General features: G+C 35.4%; 22 protein-coding genes. 3 read left to right on the top strand and 19 right to left on the bottom strand.

All coding sequences use genetic code 11. The annotated features are described in order from the left end of the window. Positions 1 to 193: 193 nt before the first annotated feature. Complete coding sequence (locus MN204_RS18815; RefSeq protein ID WP_249872636.1) at positions 194 to 1,186, bottom strand: N-acetylmuramoyl-L-alanine amidase; 993 nt, start codon at positions 1,184 to 1,186, stop codon at positions 194 to 196. A gap of 371 nt (positions 1,187 to 1,557) precedes the next feature. On the opposite strand from MN204_RS18815, the gene MN204_RS18820 reads away from it, so the two are divergent. The 3 genes from MN204_RS18820 to srtD all read left to right on the top strand — a co-directional run bounded on the left by MN204_RS18820 (position 1,558) and on the right by srtD (position 4,969). Continuing rightward, complete coding sequence (locus MN204_RS18820) at positions 1,558 to 2,727, top strand: DUF4317 domain-containing protein (protein ID WP_249872637.1); 1,170 nt, start codon at positions 1,558 to 1,560, stop codon at positions 2,725 to 2,727. Positions 2,728 to 3,138: 411 nt separating this feature from the next. Next, on the top strand, positions 3,139 to 4,320 hold the full coding sequence (locus MN204_RS18825; protein ID WP_249872638.1) for a processed acidic surface protein: 1,182 nt from the start codon (positions 3,139 to 3,141) through the stop codon (positions 4,318 to 4,320). Positions 4,321 to 4,324: 4 nt separating this feature from the next. Further along, positions 4,325 to 4,969, top strand: a complete 645-nt coding sequence (gene srtD / locus MN204_RS18830) for a class D sortase, LPxTATN-specific (RefSeq protein WP_249872639.1) — start codon at positions 4,325 to 4,327, stop codon at positions 4,967 to 4,969. Positions 4,970 to 5,509: 540 nt separating this feature from the next. On the opposite strand, the gene MN204_RS18835 is transcribed toward srtD, so the two are convergent. The 18 genes from MN204_RS18835 to MN204_RS18925 all read right to left on the bottom strand — a co-directional run bounded on the left by MN204_RS18835 (position 5,510) and on the right by MN204_RS18925 (position 19,814). Beyond that, positions 5,510 to 7,468: a TRAP transporter permease gene (locus MN204_RS18835; RefSeq protein WP_249872640.1), complete on the bottom strand. Its 1,959-nt coding sequence runs from the start codon at positions 7,466 to 7,468 to the stop codon at positions 5,510 to 5,512. Positions 7,469 to 7,703: 235 nt separating this feature from the next. Continuing rightward, complete coding sequence (locus tag MN204_RS21370; protein WP_306798787.1) at positions 7,704 to 8,699, bottom strand: TAXI family TRAP transporter solute-binding subunit; 996 nt, start codon at positions 8,697 to 8,699, stop codon at positions 7,704 to 7,706. A gap of 861 nt (positions 8,700 to 9,560) precedes the next feature. Beyond that, a complete protein-coding gene (locus MN204_RS18850; protein ID WP_249872641.1) occupies positions 9,561 to 10,112 on the bottom strand; it encodes a GNAT family N-acetyltransferase in 552 nt (183 codons plus the stop codon). Between the two features lie 112 nt (positions 10,113 to 10,224). Continuing rightward, positions 10,225 to 10,686, bottom strand: coding sequence for an NUDIX hydrolase (locus tag MN204_RS18855; RefSeq protein ID WP_249872642.1), 462 nt, complete (start codon positions 10,684 to 10,686; stop codon positions 10,225 to 10,227). 156 nt (positions 10,687 to 10,842) lie between these two features. After that, entirely contained in the window at positions 10,843 to 11,256 is a 414-nt protein-coding gene (locus MN204_RS18860) for an HIT family protein (RefSeq protein ID WP_249872643.1), read from the bottom strand. A gap of 223 nt (positions 11,257 to 11,479) precedes the next feature. Beyond that, a complete protein-coding gene (locus tag MN204_RS18865; protein ID WP_249872644.1) occupies positions 11,480 to 11,938 on the bottom strand; it encodes a DinB family protein in 459 nt (152 codons plus the stop codon). Positions 11,939 to 12,091: 153 nt separating this feature from the next. After that, positions 12,092 to 12,913, bottom strand: a complete 822-nt coding sequence (locus MN204_RS18870; RefSeq protein WP_249872645.1) for a TIM barrel protein — start codon at positions 12,911 to 12,913, stop codon at positions 12,092 to 12,094. 101 nt (positions 12,914 to 13,014) lie between these two features. After that, a complete protein-coding gene (locus MN204_RS18875) occupies positions 13,015 to 13,560 on the bottom strand; it encodes a helicase (RefSeq protein WP_249872682.1) in 546 nt (181 codons plus the stop codon). Between the two features lie 29 nt (positions 13,561 to 13,589). Continuing rightward, on the bottom strand, positions 13,590 to 14,297 hold the full coding sequence (locus tag MN204_RS18880; protein WP_249872646.1) for a hypothetical protein: 708 nt from the start codon (positions 14,295 to 14,297) through the stop codon (positions 13,590 to 13,592). A 138-nt stretch (positions 14,298 to 14,435) separates the two neighbouring features. Next, positions 14,436 to 14,975 (bottom strand): GNAT family N-acetyltransferase, encoded by a 540-nt coding sequence (locus MN204_RS18885; protein WP_249872647.1) that lies wholly within the window; start codon positions 14,973 to 14,975, stop codon positions 14,436 to 14,438. Between the two features lie 38 nt (positions 14,976 to 15,013). Continuing rightward, positions 15,014 to 15,550 carry a ClbS/DfsB family four-helix bundle protein gene (locus MN204_RS18890; protein WP_249872683.1) on the bottom strand — a complete coding sequence of 179 codons (537 nt, stop codon included), beginning with the start codon at positions 15,548 to 15,550 and terminating at the stop codon, positions 15,014 to 15,016. 103 nt (positions 15,551 to 15,653) lie between these two features. After that, complete coding sequence (locus MN204_RS18895) at positions 15,654 to 16,166, bottom strand: GNAT family N-acetyltransferase (RefSeq protein WP_249872648.1); 513 nt, start codon at positions 16,164 to 16,166, stop codon at positions 15,654 to 15,656. A 55-nt stretch (positions 16,167 to 16,221) separates the two neighbouring features. After that, the gene (locus tag MN204_RS18900; protein ID WP_249872649.1) at positions 16,222 to 16,734 is read right to left on the bottom strand and encodes an AAA family ATPase; all 513 of its coding nucleotides are present in this window, start codon (positions 16,732 to 16,734) and stop codon (positions 16,222 to 16,224) included. A 130-nt stretch (positions 16,735 to 16,864) separates the two neighbouring features. Then, positions 16,865 to 17,089 (bottom strand): isochorismatase family protein, encoded by a 225-nt coding sequence (locus MN204_RS18905; protein WP_368858684.1) that lies wholly within the window; start codon positions 17,087 to 17,089, stop codon positions 16,865 to 16,867. Positions 17,090 to 17,202: 113 nt separating this feature from the next. Then, entirely contained in the window at positions 17,203 to 18,030 is an 828-nt protein-coding gene (locus MN204_RS18910) for a dihydrodipicolinate synthase family protein (protein WP_249872650.1), read from the bottom strand. Between the two features lie 159 nt (positions 18,031 to 18,189). Beyond that, positions 18,190 to 18,627: a hypothetical protein gene (locus MN204_RS18915; RefSeq protein WP_249872651.1), complete on the bottom strand. Its 438-nt coding sequence runs from the start codon at positions 18,625 to 18,627 to the stop codon at positions 18,190 to 18,192. Between the two features lie 534 nt (positions 18,628 to 19,161). Then, positions 19,162 to 19,542: a hypothetical protein gene (locus MN204_RS18920; RefSeq protein WP_249872652.1), complete on the bottom strand. Its 381-nt coding sequence runs from the start codon at positions 19,540 to 19,542 to the stop codon at positions 19,162 to 19,164. A gap of 68 nt (positions 19,543 to 19,610) precedes the next feature. After that, on the bottom strand, positions 19,611 to 19,814 hold the full coding sequence (locus MN204_RS18925) for a hypothetical protein (RefSeq protein ID WP_249872653.1): 204 nt from the start codon (positions 19,812 to 19,814) through the stop codon (positions 19,611 to 19,613). Positions 19,815 to 19,996: the final 182 nt, after the last annotated feature.

Below are 19,996 nucleotides of genomic sequence, written 5' to 3' on the forward strand. Positions count from 1 at the left end.
GGTGTTTTTGTCCGATAGACACCCGGTATTGGACAGTCGAGCTATTTCCAGCAACATCTTCTGGCTGATAGACAAGCCCTATTGGACTGCCGAGCAACTGCCAGCAAGCATTTTCTTCTGGCCGATAGCTACGACCTAATTTTATAAGCAGACTAGGCCTGGGGCCGGACAGCGTAACTGCCCGCTATGTCCTTTAAAAACCAATTCTTGACCAATCAAATAATGAACCTGGATCGGTTTTTCTGCCTGGTGCATACTCGTCATGCCCCACTACATGGTTCCTATCTTTTTTTATGGATGGGTTACGCAATAATATGTCGTCCAACAATCGTTTAAGTGATGCGTATTGTGCATCCGTATAACCGATATGTGCGGGATCTATAGAATCATAAAAAGAATCCGACATCATGGTCTGCATTTCTTCTTTCGTGCCAATTGCCATTACTTCAATTCCTATGGAGTAGTCGTTTAATTGATCTTGATAATGTGGGTAATCCGGTAAATCGCCTTTCCCGGCATGAAAGGCTACCCTGTCTTCAGGGACTAAATTATATATTTCTCCATTTCTACCTATTAAATAATGTGCTGATACCCCATAATCTATAAAAATAGTGCGTGTATCCTCCAGCTCATAAGGGCTTTGAGGGTTTCCAATTACATTGCTTGTAAAATGCATCATCACGTGTGTAATTGGAGTCGTTCTTTCCCGTGAGTTTTCCTCGGGAAGCAGGGCATCTGTTGAGGCTATCCCTGTTAATACTTTCTGCTGTGGATAAGTATCCTCCTCTTTATTCTCTTTATCAATCTCGTTCTCTACTACTTTGCTATCTACGGATTCGCTTTTTATGCTAGTTTCTTTTTCACTGGCATGGCTTACTTTTTCCGCTTCATTATGTATTTGTTCTTCCATCTCTTGTTTCGCAGATTGATTCTTCTCGACAGCAACCGGTTGCTCTTGTTCTTTTGCAGCGTCTCTTTCATTTCCTCCCAGTGTCTCATTATCTTCAGTCAGTACGTTCCCTACAATTGGAACTACTTTGAGTTTTATTTCTGTAATTCTACTATTCTCATCCGCTTCTGAACCAATGGACATAGCCTCATCCTGAGATATCGCAATCCCTTTTGTGCCACATGCCATAAGGAGTGTTATTAAAAGTAATAGCATTACCAAATATGCTTTTTTCATCCTAACCCTTCCCTGCCGATAAATTTTTCACTTCTTATATCGGCAAGGGGACTGGTCTTTATTACTACTTTTTAAAAATAATCAGGAACTTTTTCCTATAATTAAACAATGGAATGTGAATCGACCATCATAATACAATTTTTACATTGCTATAAAATCAGTTCAACTAATCTTCCGTTTCCTTATGTTAGTCGGTATGAAACGTATTCTGTATTAACAATCGTTCTTGTTACGACCAATTTTTTGAAAAAAAACGATAGGAATAAAGGGAAGCTTTCCATCCTAATCCTACTCGTTTTAGTCAGCCGGGGTAATCTAGTATTACAATTTATTTCTTAAACAGGTATAATCGGAAAGGGGAGTTGAGACATATGAATAAAAAAGACATCGCTAATATTAAAAAGCAATTTAAATTAGATAATGAGCTCCTGAATATTCGGGAAATCTTCAATGTATATGTTCAAAAAGAATCAGGTGACATTTACCATCATGTCAGCCAACCGTTTCAGCTGTTGGATCGGGAGTCACAGGAATTATTTTTGGTAAACTTTAAAAAGGTTTTGACAGGCCAGCTTGATTCCAAATTGTTTAATCTGAAATTCAGTCAAGATGTGGAAGACAGCACACAAGCCACGCTTTTTGAAGGTTTGCGCTCGGACACAACAGAAGACTGGAAAGAACACATGCTGCAAATCGTTGAAAAAATGTACGCGAATACGGTTTATGATTTTGATACGGTTGTGACGTTTATCTCTGGACACTACCAAAAAGCGACCAGGAAACGAGATTTAGAATCTGGAGAAGGCGGAAATGATGAAGTCTATTCCAGCAAGTTTATTCTTTGCAGCCTCAATAAAACCAACCAGCCGAAAAAAAACTTAGTATTTGATTATATTGAAAAAGAATTCAAAGCGAACAGTGACGTTGATCCCATTATTAATTTGACACAGCCTTTAACAGGATTTCTATTTCCTGCCTTTAACGATAATACTGCAGATGTGAATCATATTCTCTATAGCGCCGGTAAAGTCAACCAACCAGACGGCTCATTTATTGAAGATGTCTTAAATTGTGAAGATATTATTACCGCTGCAGAAGATAAAGACTGCTTCGAACTGATTGTAAGTAATGTCATTGGAGATAAGGTCGATTCCAAGGTCATTTCCAATATCTATGAGGAAATCGGTAAAATCGTTCAGGAAAATGATGAAGATGATGAAGAAGAAATGGAATCTCCTATTTTGGATTATCGGGACGTTGAAAAAATCTTAACCGTAAGCGGGGTTGAAGACGTAGATACCGAAAAAGTGATAAATGCCTTTCAAACTGTCGTAGACGATGAAAAACATGAATTCAAAGCTAGCAGTCTCGTTCCAAAAACGATTAAGATCAATACAGAAATGGCATCGATAGCCCTTAGTCCAAAAGACCTGAAAAATATAAAATATATTACATTCAATGGGAAACGCTGCTTATTATTGGAAATTGATGAAGATGTGTCCCTTGAAGGATTTCAACTAGAAACGGCGACATTCCAATAGTTTCCAAAACCAGAATTCTTGATTCATTCCAAGTTATTTAAGTTGGTTCCTCCGCTGAGGCGTGGACCAACTTTTTTGTTGTTGCTGGAGGTTCTTCTGCCCTGCCCTTGTATCTCCTGTTTATTAACAATTTCCGCAGAATTAGGAACTCTTTGGACTTCTTTTATGGAGAATACACACGTTAGTAAAACTCCTATTTTTTATTATAGATTAATTTCCAAGGTATGTATGGAGTCTTTTCTTTTCACTCACCGCTCAACTTCCAATTCCACAAAATCAAGGCTAAATCTTTGTTAATATCTCCTTGATGAGTCATAGTCATATATTCGGGTAATTATACCTATATATTTAATAGAGTTTTACAATTATAATAATTTTGAAATCATACTATAAAAAACGAGGGGGTAGGAAATGAAAAGTTTTGTTTCTCTGTTATTGGCTGTCTTTGTTGTTGTTGGATTTTTACCTGTTACTACTTTTGCAATTGATTCAAAAGACCCGGATTTTGAAAACTTTTTAAAAAATATCAACTGGGAAAAACAGGCATATATTGATTATTTGAAGAGTAAAGATTGGCCATTGGAGGATTTCTGGTATATAGATGAACTGGGAACCCCTATCACGGATGAGTCAATTCAGCCTGTACTTAATGAATTTGAACTTAGCCGGAAAGAACTGAATGAACTGCTTATAGAAAACGGGGATTTGGAAGCAGGCCAGGATGTTCTTGTAAGTGAATGGTATATCTTCGCTGAAGAGGTCCGGGATTATGTTGATTTTTATATAAATGGATGGACCGGTACTCCAATTGACGACAACTCCATACAAGAGATACTCGATCTCTATGGCTTTCAATCCAAAGAAGCTTTGGAAAGCTTTCTGAATGAATATGGTGACTCCATTGAAAACTATCAATTTATCGAGGATTTGGATTGGGCCATCTATCTTTATATGGATGAGGTATATATGGATGAGATGTATGCTCTTTTTGGCGAGATTGGTCTTACAGAGGAAGAAATCGGGAACCTCATCTCCCATTTTGAAACCCTTAATTACGATGACCCTACTTTCCTGGATAAACTGTTTGAGCTTAGTGACAGAATGATTGCATTTGAATACTTTGATGCAGCGGAAGAGCTCTCAGCTGCACAAATTGCAGAACTGCTTGCAATTTTTAATGAACTGCAGAATCTATTTCAGATAAAAACCAAATTTTACCTTGTAAAGGGTGAAGAGAAAAACAGTTTATCGATAGAATCGCTGTTGACGATGTATACTACAAATGGTTATGATCTACTAATCGAAATCTATGACTTGAATAATAAATTTCTCGCAGATATTCTTTTGACAGCTGATATGTTTGGATCCGAGCTGATTCAAGAAACGGGGAAAGATCTGAAGAAAACGGAAGAGATTATTGTAACAAAGCAGAAATTAGCGGAAAAACCCAGAAAATCAGAACAGACAGTTCAAACTGTTAAAGGCGGGAAACTTCCTGATACAGCTTCCAATTATGCAGAAAACACGATGATAGGGCTTGCTCTGCTGTTGGCTGGTCTATTCCTGTTCCGCCGTTTAAAAACAAATGGCTAGATCAATGAAACAATCAAAACCTGGAGCCGGTAAACCGATTTTTTTGCTTTCACTGGTGACTCTTCTGACAGTATTTGGATTATGGTTTGCCAGTTCAAATGCCTACACCTTTTTGAAGGGCTATCTGCTTTTCAAAACGGGACAGGTGGAAGCAGAAGCCTACGAAGAAAGTAATATTGCTGAGATTCAAAGCAAAGGAGAGCAGGTTGAAGAAGTTCAGGACGCCCCTCTCTATCCGGTAAGGCCTGAAGAGGGCGAAAATATCGGTGACTTAATTATCCCTAAACTGGAAGCAAAACTGCCGATTTATCATGGGACAGATGAAGACGAGCTAGCAAAAGGTGTTGGGCATTATGCCGGTAGTGTTTTGCCCGGGGAAAATGATAATTCGATTTTATCCGGACATCGCGATACGGTTTTCCGTAAACTCGGTGAAGTTGGAAAAGGAGATCTTCTGGTAGTGATAACAGCTGCTGGAGAATTTACCTACAAGGTTAGGAATGTTCGCATTGTAGATGCAGATGACCGGACTGTAATTGTTCCAAAGCCAAAGGCAACCTTAACCCTCTCCACCTGTTATCCATTTGATTTTATCGGCAATGCTCCTGAACGTTATATACTGGTGGCAGATCTGGTTTCCACTAAATAATAGGAGGAAAATGAATCCCTCCTTAGGCTGTCGAGAAACCCTCGACAGCCATATTTATTTCTTGAAAGCTTTATCACATTTACTGCGTTAAATACTCTGTTTAACCTTAGACTTACCAGCAGCATCCAAAAGCCTTTTTCCGAACTTCATCAATCGACTTCACGACAGTATGGGCAATTGGTGTCCATTCCACATCTGAAAACAGGGCTAAAATCGAAATGGGTATATAGATAAACATGAACAGTGCAAATGTGAATGTATATACGATTTTTTTCCGGCCTGGGCAATCCATTCTTTTCCGTCAAATAGTCCTATTACCCCGACCATGTAGAATAATAGATTTACGAGAATGTTGATGCTCAGAAATCAGCATGGACCAGAAACCCAGTTCCCGAAATCGTAAAGCTGGTTTTAAAGGTTATTCTCATATTTCTTCAGAACCTTTGACCGAACATGGCATTTTTTCATACGCAGAAAAGAAATTGGCATCATCCTATTTATTTTGTTTCATAGCTTCTTCTACATCTCCTATATATTAATTCAGATACTAGCTTCTACCTTCAATTCTCCTGAATCATCTTTCCTCTGTCTTTGGATATACCAAATCACTGCCATTACTAGCAATCCCGCAGAGCTCGTGATTAGGTTTGGAATAATCAACATGATCCCTGCTATAAATAATAGCATCCGTTCCCAAATGTAGGAATTTCTAATGAAGAATCCCATAACGGAACTACTGACGGCAGTCATCCCCAATATAGCTGTTACTAAGGAAATAATTAGATTGACAACCGTAACATCTACAAGCACTAGAATCGGATTATAAATAAATATATATGGAATGATAAACGCTGCGATAGCCAGTTTTACTGCTGTTACACCAGTTTTAAATGGATTGGCTCTGGCAATACCCGCTCCAGCATATGCAGCTAAACAAACGGGTGGTGTAATATCAGCTACGATTCCAAAATAGAAAACAAACATATGTGCAGCAATTGGCGCAACTCCAAATTCGTTTATAAGAATCGGTGCAGCGACCGTTGCTGTTACTACATAATTGGCTGTTGTCGGTAATCCCATGCCTAGAATAATACAAGCAATCATTGTAAAAATTAATGCAAAAATCAAGTATCCACTTGATAAAGCCATAATACCTGCAGCAAATTTTGAGCCAAGCCCTGTAATACTGATCACACCTGCAATAATTCCGGCAGTACCAACTGCTGCGATTATTGGAAGGGCAACACGAGCACCTTGCTCCAGTATGTGGATAAGTTGTTTGAAATTCATTCGTGTATCTTTCCGGATTAAACTCACGAGGAAAGCAGCTATAATCCCCATCAATGCAGCTCTTTGCGGTGTATATCCAACCATAATCGTTCCTATAATGATAAACATCGGTAATAGCATATACCCATTTTTAATCATCAATTTAGGGAAACTCGGAAGTTCAGAAGCTGGTAAACCAAATATCCCCAGCCTTTTTGCTTCAAAGTGGGTACCAATGAAGATTCCTGTAAAATACAGTATGGCTGGAATTAATGCAGCTAACATAATCGTACTGTACGATACACCTAAATACTCCATCATAATGAATGCTGCCGCTCCCATTAGTGGAGGCATAACTTGTCCCCCCGTTGATGCAGAAGCTTCGGTTGCAGCAGCAACCTCAGGTTTAAATCCTGCTTTCTTCATCATAGGAATGGTAAAAGATCCTGATGCAACCGTATTCCCAACAGAACTCCCTGAGACCATACCTTGCAATGCACTGGCCGCAACTGCTGCCTTAGCAGTACCACCCGTATATCTCCCCGTCAATGCAAAGGCTAGATCATTAAAAAACTTACCGATATTAGTATTTGCTAAAATAACTCCAAAGAAAAGAAATAGAAAAATAAATTTTGCAGAAATCTGGATAGGTGTTCCGAAAACACCGCTTTCCTTAAACCATAAATCTGTTGCCACACGATCTACAGAAAAACCAGGGTGTGACAGAATTCGGGTTGGAATTAGATTGCCGTAAATCGTATACAAAATCGCAATGCTTGCTACAATCACAATTGGCAATCCAACTGTTCTTCGAGTAGCTTCCAATAATAATAGAATACCGAGAATAGAAACGACGATGTCTATTGAACCATAACCTGAAATTCGGCTTTGAAGAATGGAATCGAAGAATATTATTTTATGATAGGTCACATACATTGCCGTAAAAGCTAATACGACATCATACCATGGAACTGATTTTTGCCTTTTTTGCCATCCCTTTCTAGCTGGAAAGAGCAGGAAAATAATCCCGAGTGCTGTACCTAAATGAATGGCACCTTGTTGTTGAGAAGGTAGTGTACCATAGTAACCCGTATATAAATGGAAAATAGTTAAAGCAACTCCTAGAAATGTAACTACCCAAGCCCATTTTCCTATCTTCGTCCGATAATTGCTTTCCCTATCATATTTTTCCAGTATTTCATTGCTATCTATATGCTTATTTTCTTTCATCCGACCACATCCTTTCCGGAAAAGTGATACATTCAATAGCTTGGTTCCTACTGTCCGTTATACATGCGCTAAAACCTTAGGAAAAGGCTCTCGATTTTTGACATCGGAGAGCCTTCTTTTATCGTTCTGCAGGTAGGAACGTATCAACTTATCAACCTGCATACGTACAACTAAGGCTACCACGAGAAAGCTTGGTGACAACCAAGCTTTCTTAATCCAATCCGGCACAACGAAATTATTTCAAATCATCCAAGCTTTCAATACCACTATTTTCTCGTGTAACGATCTGGACTACCTCTGGATAAATATGGCCGATGAACGCTGCGTTTGTAACTTCATTTCCTTCAAAATCACCCGTACCATTTACAGCATCAAGGGCAGGCACATGAACGGTCATTCCGAGATCCATATTGCCATCACCAATAGTAGCTAAGTTTTCAACCGAAGCACCAGTCTCCGTATTCGTAACGCTTAAACCTTCGATATTATTGTTCCAAATCGTTGCAATCTCGCCACCAAGCGGATAATAGGTACCGCCTTGACTGCCGGTTCCCAAAATCAAATCATTTTTAATATCATTGATGTTTAGTTCAGCGACAGGATTATCAACAGTCAACCCTTGTTCCTCATAATAACGCTTTGCCCCAGGATGAATCGGTAAATCTTCTGAACCTTTTAGGGCATTTTCCAATGTCATATGTTCGGCTTGAGCATGTGTATTTTCATTAGCATTTTCTACCATGGTTTTAGCCAGCTCATATCCTAGTTCTTCACTAATTGTATCCGTATTCCCCATTAAAATGGCGTATGCTGTTACTGTTTCTATATCCGAATCCAGGAAGTCATACATATCTTGTGAGATGGTATAGCGCAAATAGCCACTATTCTCTTCAATGTAGGAAATTGCATCATCGGAAAGGCTTAACATCTTGACATCCCCTGTTGAAGCATGCAGGCTTTCGATGCTCCCTGCAGGCAGTCCCAATATTCCAATAGATATAGCAATATTACCATCTTGCACACCATCGGCCGCATCGCCGAACCCTTCTTGATATGCATTATAATCATCATCGCCAATACCATAAGCTTCCAAGATTAATTTTGAAACAGAATTTGTTTCACTTGCCGGCGGACCGATTGCAATGTTTTTGCCACCTCCACTACAAGCAGAAAGGACTGTGATCAAAATTAAACCTAAAACTGCAAAACCAACTATTTTCATGTTTCTCATTTTAATTGCCCCCTTATCATTTGAATATTATATTTAAGTTGATACAACATTAGCAATTACTTTACATAGAGAAAAGAGCCGCTGTTTATTGGCTGGGAATGGATGTTTGAGTAGATAGTGGTACGATGTGTTTAAACCAATAGACTTAATTTTCAAAAATTACTAATTATAAATAATCATACATTTAGGGTATGTAGAAGTCAATTAAATATCAGAATTTTAAAATATAATATTCTATTCAGTTATATTGTTTTCCGTCACCACTGCTGATTGTAAATTGGATAGTTTAATTATTTAAATTCAATGTGTAGGCGCGTATACTTACTGTAATTATATGAAATACAATTTTATTTAATGAAATATAAATCGGAATTGTCTTTGGGAGTTCCAAAAAAAGAAGAAAGAACTGGAGGATAATGGAGTCGATGTCATTCGAATGACTTCAGTTTTGAAACATTTATTACTTAAAGATTATTTTTTAAGGAGGATCAAAAAGGACTAAGAAGTTCGAGGCAGCGTATCTCCTCGTAGCGGGCTTCCACAGGATGTGGGCGGTTTTAGTAGAAGTATCATAACTGTTTTAGTATATGCAGACGCTCTTGCAAGCAGGAAAAGTTTTTCCTTTTCCAAGCACAATTCCCTCAAAACTTAATTCCGATTCATTATCACTCTTATTCAACTCTTTGCACCCTTTCGCATAAAAAGAAAAAGGTCGCTGCCACAGTTGCGTTTTTTAAATTTAGCACCAGTTAAATTGAAGTAGTAGATTCACCCCTCCATTTAACAAAGGTTATTTATCAGCAATCAATTCTGAAAACTATTGTGGTATTAAAGCTCCAGTTTACTTCATAAAAGAACTGATTAAATAGCTGTCGATTTCCATTCTTCTTTTAATAAACCATAAATAACCCTATCTTGATATTCTCCATTTACGTATTCATAATTGCGAATAGTGCCTTCCTGAGTAAAGCCAAATCTTTCTGGGATTACCCTGCTCTTTAAATTTTTACTTGCAACATTTATTTCAACTTTCCTCAAGTCTAAATCATTAAATGAATGGTCAATAAATTGTTTTACTGCTTTTGTTACCAAACCTTTTCCTGTAAAACTATCTCCTAGCCAGTAACCTATTTCAGTCTTTCTTGCAATCCAATCTATATACAAGAAACCTATGGAACCAGCAATACTGCCATTATGCCAAATACCAGCCCAATATCCATTGTTTTCAGATAGCCTTATTAGAGATTTTTCAATGAATGCTACTGAATCCTCAACCTTGTTTGTTTTCTCTGGAAAAGAAAGCCACTTCCCTAAATTTTCACGGCTCCGATCTATTACTTGATATAATTCCTTTGCGTGTCTTGGTTCTAGAATTGAAAGGTGATTTTTTGAATCAATATTTACTTTATACATTATCTTTTGCCCCCCTTTATATTTTTATAGGCTAAAGCACTGTACACCCCACCGCTACGTTAATTGAATAACGGTGCAAACCCTAATTTAACTAACGTATTCCATTAACGAATTAGAATATTCTACCTACTAGATGATAAGGATTGACTTCCCAAGTTTCATAAGGAGTTATATGCTTTGCATTTATAGCATCCAGAGTTCTTGACTTCATATGAGGACGTGTTATGTATTGGTCGATATTTTCTTCATTTATGTCTACAAATCTTGCTTCACTTATTTCTTCAGGTGGAATTTTGATAGTTCCACTAATATATCTCCCTTTAAAAACAACTGATAAAATCTGTTTCGTCGCATTATAATACACTCCTGTGATGCCAACTGGTTTAATAATCAACCCTGTTTCTTCTAGAACCTCTCTGGAGACGGCTTTATCAAGTGCTTCTCCTACTTCTACTTGTCCTCCCGGCATTTCCCAAGTATCCTGTCTCCATTGAACTTTTACTAATAGAACTTCACTATCCTCATTTGTTACAAGTGCAGATACAGCAACAATGTGTTTAGGTATCGCTTCCATATTCCAACCTCCAGATTATATAATTACCCGATTTCTCTCGTTTCATCGTACCCTTGCTAAATATACCAATAATTAAAATGATAATACCTATCGAACAACCTCCTATATATTCAATAATATAAAAGGCCGAATCTCACACAATTATCTCCTTGGAATTTAATAACCTCTGGCCAGAAATTGTTCTAAACTTTTACTTAAACTAACAAAATCATCTTCTAATACCTTAACGTCAGGTTCCACCCAAGAAAATCCGTCGTTTATATATCGAGGGATAATATGCATATGATAATGATCTACATCTTTAAATATTCCGTTGTTTTGCATTATCGTAATGCCGTCTGTTTTTAATATATTTTCTAGAGCTTTAGTTATTTTTTGAGAAATAAGTATCACTTGGATCAAACTATTTTGGTCAACATCAGTAAATTCCTGATAATGTTTTTTCGGGATAACCAAAATATGCCCCTTGTTAATAGGATATTTATCTAGAAAACAACAAACATAATTATCCTCATATATAGTATAAGCATCCGCCTTTTTATCAACTATCTCACAAAATATACAAGACACTATTGCACTTCCCTCCCTATACCTAAACGTAAATTATTTCTTTCTTCCTCAACAATCTTGCAGCTTTATTTCAGCGTCTATGCATTTAATATTAACGATATATTCTATAGTTTAATTATAAAAATTCAGAACATAACGTTTAAAAAAGAGAACGACTCTCATGTCGTTTTGCTTATTTAACTTGAACCAATAATTTTTTAGCTATTTAATAAGATTAGACAGATTATAATTTTCTACTGATAAAATTAGTATGAACAGGTCTTAGATCTAATTCTCTTGCCCAAACAGAAAGTTGACCAATATGATGAATTTCGTGAGCAATTATATGGTGGAGTATTTCATCCTTCGTATATTTATCTTCATCCCAAGAGACATTTACGAGTTCTTCTCTTGATTCCTCTAAAATGGTTTTCAAATCAACAACAATTTCATTACGGAATGTGTCTGATAGCGATTTAACCTTTTCAAGCGTATTATAATCAGCAAACGGAAATGCTATATCATCTTTCCCTTGAATACCTCGAATCCAACTATATTCCACGTCAATAATGTGAAAAAGGGTATATAAAATATTTCCTACTCCCCCTCTGCGGTCTTTTAACAACTCATCAGGTGTTAGTAGGTTACACCAGTCAAACCATTCATCTCTTACCTGCCAGTTATACTTAAAGAACTTTATCAAAGGAAACACTCCTAAAATTGAATTAATAGTTAGCGTTTACATAATTCCTCTTCTTAACGAAGTAAACTGCTGCGTTGATTGAACAAGGGTACAATTACTAATTTAAGGAAAGCACGAGTTAGCCTTAATAAAAGGTTTATATCTTATTTCTGGTTAACTTCCTATTATTTCTTTCACCCAATTCATTCCTTCATCTACAAATGTTTCTGTTGGGTTTGTATGTGGTGTATGTTCAAAAACAAAAAACACACCTGAACTTGTCGACAGCTTATCGATTAAATCTTTTACTTTAAAGTGTGAATTGTCTATTTCGTGTGACGGATGAACAGGTACCCAAATGTATTTATTATGATGAAACTCTACGTTGTGTATATGGACAACCTTTATATGTTTCTTCCACTTTTCAATATAATCCATCACCTTATCGCCAGTTGCTAGTAAATAATCTCCTATGTCAATGCAGATTTTTATTCCATACTTGTCCCAAATTTCAATTGGAAAATTATCAAGAGATCTAATCCCAAACGCAGACCTGTTAATTCCTAGTTTAGGCTCACATACAATTGTTATAGAATATTTTTCTTGTAGTACATGTAATCTTTTTATTCCGTCTTCAATTATTTCAGTAGTATCTACATCTTTTTCTTCTTTAAAATAAGGAAAGTGCACTAAAATATACGCAGCCTCTAACTGGGACATATATTTAACTTCCGATTCAAACTGTTCCCAAGCCTTTTCAGGTTCGTATTGTATCTTTTCCAACAAATCATATTTACTTTGATTTCTGTACAAGGGGGAGTGTAGACCAAATGTTACATTATTCTTATTTAATAGCTCTAAGAAATGATGAAAAGATTCTTCGCTTGGAAACTCGCCAATCTCAATATGATTTACATTTTTCCTCCTAAATAATAAAGGGAACTTTTCAGGATCTGACATAATTACACTTCCAGAAAGTCCAATACGATGATCCATAATATAGTTTACTCTCCTTCCAAAAAGATTGTAGCACTAAAACAGTTGTTATATATTAAGATACTCATCGTTTAGTTAAATAAAATGGATAATACGTTCTCTTAATTTCTCACCTCTTCAAGCGTTTTTTGACAAAATATTAAGCGATCACCAGGATTCCAAACGTGCAGATGATCAGCAATGTATCCCCGTAACCACAACACGCCGTTAATTTTCCTGAGGTAAAAGCCTTTCGGAAAATCATCGTCTTCACTTACTATCTCCGATGCTATTGTGATGGAGCCAGAAGGAGCTTGATGTTGTTGTGAAAGATTCCCCGTATAACCTTCAGGCTGATCTAGATACTCTAGTCTTACGTGAGGTCCTAGCTCAAGCGGACACAATTCTAAATCAGTTTCGCTTACTCGTTTAAAAATTTGAGGCATAGTAGCCCCATTATGGAAGCCAAGGTCGCTAACGGTTAGTTCAACAGTCTTCAAACTGTACTTTGTTTCAGAAGTAGTAAACTTTTCATCAGATAATAGTCTCTCTCCATACTCATTCATCAAGATAGAGTGTTGTTGCAATTTTTGAATAAGCTGTAATTTTGTTAGCCCACCAACCTCTATTGTTCTAGTAATTACTGGGCAATCAGGGTATATTCGCATTTTTTTCACAGTCAAAACCCTTCCAATATTTATTCACCCAAGTTTCTAAAAAACTCATAGAATTCATCAACACTATAAGCTTTAAAAATAAGATCTTTCTTGTCAAACACTAGCATTGCTGGAAATTGTTCGATGTCCAATTCTTCTTTATAATCTACAATATAATTCTCATCATAAGGCCCCCATGCAGCTGAAGCTCTGTATTTTGTACCCTCCAATATATTCATTACATTTTCATATAACGTTTCCTGCATCTCCGTTGGTAATGACGTCCCATCTTTATACATGACGACAATATTAAACCCATCTATATGCGATAGAAGTCGTGAAAATTTTTCTTCGTGAGACATCTCTAACAGGATAATATCATCTGCAATCCCTTCGAAATCATTCCCTCTTGGTGGGTTTACCAACACTTTTTGCCCCGTTTTTATTTCATCGATAGATGCTTCCTTTTCCTCTTCATGTCTAATGACAGTTTTATCGGTTATCATAGCTGAATAAGAATAGCCCTCCTCTGTCATATCCGGACCTTTTCTATCACGTTTTTCCCATCCGGAAATGTCAACAACAACACTGCTTTCACTTTTATTGATTTCCGATACAGTTCCTATCATTTTATCTTCTTCATAATGACCATAGGGATACGATTCATGAGCTCCCTCACTTTTACCACACGCAGAAATAAATGACATGGTAAATAAGAAAATTACTAAAAATAATATACTTCGATGCAAGCGACTTCCTTCCCTCTGCCGAACAGAAATTGTACTTTTAACCATGTCAAATTTCTTTTTCCACAATCCTGCCATATAGTTTAAGTGTAATTTTTCACGATTCAATTTAGAACATTGGCCCATTTAGCTTCATTAGATTTATGTCCATTCTGTTCTTAACAATGAAAAAATCAAGGCATCATGAGACTGGTTATTTTGATAAAGATACCCTCTTAATAGTCCTTCCTTAGAGAAACCTAATCGACTTAATAATTGAATAGACACCTCATTTTGAGGATATGTTACAGCTCCCATTCTAAATAACTCTAAATCTTCAAATGAATAACGTAACACTTCTTTTACCGCTTCAGTCGTAATTCCTTGATTCCAATGAGAAGGATGTAATTCATAACCAATCTCAGCCTTTTTACTCCAGGTGCTAAGGTTGTTTAACCCTAACGTACCAACAAAATCATCTGTATCCTTTATTACAATTCCCCATCTTATGCCCTTTTTGCTTTCATATGTCTTCTGAAAAGAATCTACCATTTTTAATGCTTCATCCATATTTCTTAAACTATCCATCCCATAATACTTGGTTACTTCATATTTTGACATAATTTCAAAATAGCTTCGGACATGTTCCTCATTTACTTGAACTAATTTCAGCCGACTTGTTTTCAATTCAGGAAACTTCATTAAACCTCTCCCCCAGATTCTATCACCCATTAATGGAATTATATTATGTTGAACTTGTCCTTTTCTCCTTCTTTTATAGACTTGGCAATGACTTCACATTTTTTTATAGCCCAAATATAATGCTTAGAAGTATTTGCTGCAAAATAGCTGTATAAGTTACTAGTTTTTGTCCACTTGTAGTATTTTTTTATCATAATTTCTTGGTTGGTATGTGACTTTATAAGATCCATGACTCTTTCATGGCTCAACTTTAATTTTTTCATAGCTTGGTTTAATGTTACATCTTGATAGCTTTCCCAAATCCCCATATTAAGTGACTTGAGAGTACTCCACTTAAAGCCAGGTGCTGGAATAAAGGGAGTATCCCCGTTCATACCCTCTCTATACCATCTTTCAAGCATGGCATGCCATTCATACAGATGCATTACTACATCACGGAAATTCTTATCTCTATCTTGAGTCTCAATTGAAATACTCCTTTTTCTACTAGGTACAGAATCAATTATTTCAAGCAATAATTTAAAGTTTCGTTCGCTATCTAGTAATAGAATTTCTTTTTCACTAATTGCCACTATAATCATTCCTTCCTGCATTAACCTGCCCTATTTTAAATTCAACAAAAAAGATGCTCCTCCTTCTTTATGGATTGCATCCAATAGTTGAAGAAGCTATCTTTTTTTATTTATCCCAAACATAATAAACAAAAGATAATAATTGTCCATTCATTTTAAATTCTTCATCAGCTGTTGCTATATACTGAAATCCATTTTTCTCCAAGACCTTTTGAGATGCTATGTTATTTGTTGTTGTTTTCGCTGATATCTGTCTTATGCCTAGCACAGTTGTAGTTTCTAATAATAGATTCAATGCTATGTTAGCAATACCTTTTCCAGTATATGCTTTTCCTACTCTATAACCGATGTGACCAAGACCCTGTGACTTTTCGATATCAACTAAGTTCATTCTTCCAAGAATTATGCCTTCTTGATTATTAATTAAATAAAAATAAGATACCCCTTGATTTTGTTCATCCATCAAGGCTTTGTTTCTTTGTTTAAATGTCTCAAGGTTATAGTAATCATCCCCACGACTTGGAACCATTTCCTCAAAATAAGCTCTGTTTTCAAGTTCAAATTCAAATAACTTCTCAAATTCTTCTTCTTGTAATTTCTTAATTGCAATATTCATCATAATTACCACCAATTCAATGAATTAATATGCTGTACCTTCTTCAAAATTTACCCATTTACTTGAAGTAGTTTATAATTTCAGCGTTACTTTTCAAGACGATCAGCTTGCTATCATAAGGGCTTAACATATCAAAAATTTCTGGCTTACTTTTATACTCAAAAACAGTATTGTAATTATATAGATCGTTTAAAATTTTTAAAGTTGGTTTATAATTTGCTTTTTCTAAACCTACTTTCTGCATAAAAAATCTCTTAATTATCCTAAGTCGCCTTGTTGACAATCTAGTATCTAAAAATAAAATAACGTCAGCATTTTGAAAGCACGGAAAAACCCATTTATGATGAACCCCTTCCACAATCCAGTTATCAGAGTTAATGATTGTATTCAAATACTCGTCTCTTTTTTCGTCAGTGCGTTTAATATCTCCAGTTTTAAACCTTTCCCAAACGACATTATCTAATTCATAACAGGGAATGTGTAACTGAGTAGAAAGCATCTTGGCCAAGGTTGTTTTTCCACTTCCAACCGAACCTATAATATGTATTCTTTTAGGAATCTTCCTTTCCATATACCCGCCCCTTTGCTCAGTTAGAAAAGATGTTACTAATCCGATTGAATCTTCAACTTTGAACCCAATAGTTTAAGTACGTAACTTCAAAATTTGCTATCAAATGTAATATCTTTACTTGGGTAAACATCTACAAACCAACGTAGTACTCCGTTATGATGGTTAATAATTTGTTGGGCAGTAATTTCTTGAGAATCCCACGTTTTTTCAGTTCATCATTATCTAAAGTAGTATTAATAAATGAATCAGGAGTAGTTTTTTGAATGATTACCTCTTGATTGTTTGGAGCAATTTCAGGATGAATTTCACAACCGATTGTGCCATATTCTAAAGGTTTACTAGCAGGTGCACCTATTAGTTGAAAAACATTGGGTAAGGAAAATTAAAAATATACAGAAATCGAAACTTACATATTACTTGATGAGATGAACATTTTGGTAATTAGTTTAGAAATATTTCACTATCTCTCTAAGTATTTCCTATTGGAGTTCTGCAAATCCCCATCGGAATACTCTTATCATTAATGATTTTTTTCACATTCACAATAGCATTTCCTTGGTAAACTTGTTCCATAATATATCCTATTTTTTCGCTTTCTTGTTTACTTATTTTTTGCTTCATAAACATTTTTTGAAACCATTGACTAATTTCCATCGGGGAAACATTCCCAGCTATGGAAGAGAGACGATCATATCCATATGATACTTTTTCTTCTAACCCTACTTCTCCACCAGCATAAAAATATAAATCGTTCTTATGCATACCGTTTTTTATTCTTTCAACTTTTTCTTTATTGCCAGCATCTTTTATACCAACCACTAAGTCTATCTTACTTAACTGAATAATACTTTTTACTGATAAATCAAATCCGGTTCTTTTTGGATTGTTATATAAGATAGTTGGCTTATTACTAAGATGTATTATTCTTTTTGAGTAAACTAATACTTCTTCTTGTGTCGGAATAACATAAGGTGGATACCCCAGCATAATGCCAGATAATCTTGTATTACGAATCTTTTTAGCTAGTTCCTCCGCTTCTTTCTGTCTAATTGAAGACACACCAAATATTATTTCCATATTACTAATGAGTTCTTCTTCCAGTTCTAAACCGTTTATTATTTCAATTTTCTCTTGAAGATTTAGACTGTGCTGCTCTCCAGTAGTTCCAGAGACAAGAACAGATTTTACGCCTTGTTTATACAGGTTTCTTATATGGCTTATTGTCCCTTGAATATTAAGTGATTCATCGTCAAAAAATGCTGTTGGCACGGCAATATGTAATTTTTCTTCTAGCATTATATTATCCCCTTTCCTTTTTTATGTACTTAAACCGCCCTTAGTTCAATAACTCCATATAATATTAACACAATATTCAAGCATATAATTCAAATAAAAGGCAATCGTTTTTAATGATTGCCTTGTTTAACTCTTGCATCATTTAGTTGAATAACCTTTTTATTTCATCCTTTCCAAAATTAAATAGTCCTTTGTTTTTAATATTGTAATATCGTATTCCTCTGCAAACCCGATTAAATGTTCATACGCTTTTGGAGGTTCAAGCACAGATAATCTAATGTTGACTCCTTTATTTACTTTTATAATTGCAGCTTTTTTAGCCCAACCGACTCGTATAAATTTCAGTTGATTTATTTGGTTAGGATAAATTTCCTTCTTGATAATGGATTTATTGAATAATACTATTTGATATACTAAATGGTCATCGTTAATTTTAAATTTAAGACGAATAGAAGCCAGTACAACAACCCATAGAAGAACAACAAATAAAAACAGAAAAGAAGACAGCCCAAAGTAATCCTTTAAAGTGTTCCAAATTATTACTATTGAGAAACCAATAAAAAATGTTAGCCTTTGCGGAATTATATTATACAACATTGAAAGCACCTCCTCGTAAGATTAAGATCAATCTAGTAAACCTTTCTCCTACGATAATTGAGCAGGTGCATTTCCTTATTTAAGTAAAGCACCCGTTTAGCTTAACAAAGGACCTAATACAAATGGGTAAGTGATTAACAATATAGAGCTTAAAATTAGTGTCACTGTTACAGCCTTTGGCAATTTCACTCTTCCTTCTCCTTTATACCATCCTGAGAATTGCAACTTATTTCAAGAATTAAAATTAGCAATTGCACCAAGCCAAGAGTAAGATTCAGTTGCTTCATTGATTCTATAAATATTTCCTGTAACTAACCAACCTAATGCACCCTAAAAGAATTACTATACGGAGTAATTCTAAGAGGGTTCTCATTCAAATTCTCTCCCTACATGATTTATTGTTGCTACTCTGTATGATTACTTTAAACCCAACAGCCCTGTACCTATTTGTCTAAGTTCTACAAAAATGGCGTTCCCCCTCTTTTCGAATCGAACCCTATAGTGCAATAAGGGACGATTTTTTTTAGAAAAGGCTTATTTTGCTAGTACTGAAAAGAATTCCCTGATATCATCTGGTAATTCTTCTACTGCTAGAATCTTTAACCTTTCTGTTCCTGGAGAAGTCATAATTACATAAGACTTACTATTGTAATCAAAAAGAGTAAATTGTCCTACTATATTTGCTGAGTTAGCTTGAATATAGTTGAAGTCTTCTTCTGTAAAATTGTCTTCGTAACCATCTAAGATTAGTTTTTGTACTTCCTCAAAACTGTCTGCAAAAGTCAATTCTTGATACAGTTCAAGTGAATTTTTAGGTGTAAAGAAATACAGACAATACGTTGAACCACCAACTATAAATAAGACTAAAACTAAGAAAACAACCCAATCTTTTAGCGTTTTTTTCTTTGTGACCATTAATTTCTCTTCTCCTTCTTTTCGGATTGCACCAGATAGTACAATAACTAAAAATTAACCTATAAGAACTATTCTTTTAGGAATTCAATTGGCATATTCTTATTTAATTTAGCGGTTAAATTTTTAAAATGGCTTATTTTATCCATATCAAGCATTTCAAAATCAACATCACTAATCACCGCTGAATACTCGCTGAAATCTTTATCACTTTCTTTAACTGTAAATTTTATTTTTAAATTTTCATTTTCATTTTCAAAATGAAGGACAAGCACATCATTATTTAATTCATATGTTCCCTCTCCGTAGATGGTATTATTGACTACATTTCCATCTAAAAATTCTAATTTTATTAGAGGGAAATACCTATTAGGATCATCAACTCTGCATTACTGGCTTATATGTAACTTTAAAGGTTTTCCCAGATAATTCTTCGTCATCATTACAAGCCGAGAGA

Source organism: Oceanobacillus saliphilus, assembly GCF_023522835.1.
In the GTDB taxonomy this organism is placed as follows: domain Bacteria; phylum Bacillota; class Bacilli; order Bacillales; family Amphibacillaceae; genus Oceanobacillus; species Oceanobacillus saliphilus.

What these genes read in the sequence shown, in the direction of transcription:
- MN204_RS21370 (WP_306798787.1), bottom strand. Translation starts at nt 8,699, where the DNA reads ATGAGAAACATGAAAATAGTTGGTTTTGCAGTTTTAGGTTTAATTTTG.
- srtD (WP_249872639.1), top strand. Translation starts at nt 4,325, where the DNA reads ATGAAACAATCAAAACCTGGAGCCGGTAAACCGATTTTTTTGCTTTCA.
- MN204_RS18885 (WP_249872647.1), bottom strand. Translation starts at nt 14,975, where the DNA reads ATGAAGTTTCCTGAATTGAAAACAAGTCGGCTGAAATTAGTTCAAGTA.
- MN204_RS18900 (WP_249872649.1), bottom strand. Translation starts at nt 16,734, where the DNA reads ATGGAAAGGAAGATTCCTAAAAGAATACATATTATAGGTTCGGTTGGA.
- MN204_RS18850 (WP_249872641.1), bottom strand. Translation starts at nt 10,112, where the DNA reads ATGTATAAAGTAAATATTGATTCAAAAAATCACCTTTCAATTCTAGAA.
- MN204_RS18920 (WP_249872652.1), bottom strand. Translation starts at nt 19,542, where the DNA reads ATGGTCACAAAGAAAAAAACGCTAAAAGATTGGGTTGTTTTCTTAGTT.
- MN204_RS18815 (WP_249872636.1), bottom strand. Translation starts at nt 1,186, where the DNA reads ATGAAAAAAGCATATTTGGTAATGCTATTACTTTTAATAACACTCCTT.
- MN204_RS18895 (WP_249872648.1), bottom strand. Translation starts at nt 16,166, where the DNA reads ATGATGAATATTGCAATTAAGAAATTACAAGAAGAAGAATTTGAGAAG.
- MN204_RS18825 (WP_249872638.1), top strand. Translation starts at nt 3,139, where the DNA reads ATGAAAAGTTTTGTTTCTCTGTTATTGGCTGTCTTTGTTGTTGTTGGA.
- MN204_RS18910 (WP_249872650.1), bottom strand. Translation starts at nt 18,030, where the DNA reads ATGCTAGAAGAAAAATTACATATTGCCGTGCCAACAGCATTTTTTGAC.
- MN204_RS18870 (WP_249872645.1), bottom strand. Translation starts at nt 12,913, where the DNA reads ATGGATCATCGTATTGGACTTTCTGGAAGTGTAATTATGTCAGATCCT.
- MN204_RS18820 (WP_249872637.1), top strand. Translation starts at nt 1,558, where the DNA reads ATGAATAAAAAAGACATCGCTAATATTAAAAAGCAATTTAAATTAGAT.
- MN204_RS18915 (WP_249872651.1), bottom strand. Translation starts at nt 18,627, where the DNA reads ATGTTGTATAATATAATTCCGCAAAGGCTAACATTTTTTATTGGTTTC.
- MN204_RS18855 (WP_249872642.1), bottom strand. Translation starts at nt 10,686, where the DNA reads ATGGAAGCGATACCTAAACACATTGTTGCTGTATCTGCACTTGTAACA.
- MN204_RS18875 (WP_249872682.1), bottom strand. Translation starts at nt 13,560, where the DNA reads ATGCGAATATACCCTGATTGCCCAGTAATTACTAGAACAATAGAGGTT.
- MN204_RS18835 (WP_249872640.1), bottom strand. Translation starts at nt 7,468, where the DNA reads ATGAAAGAAAATAAGCATATAGATAGCAATGAAATACTGGAAAAATAT.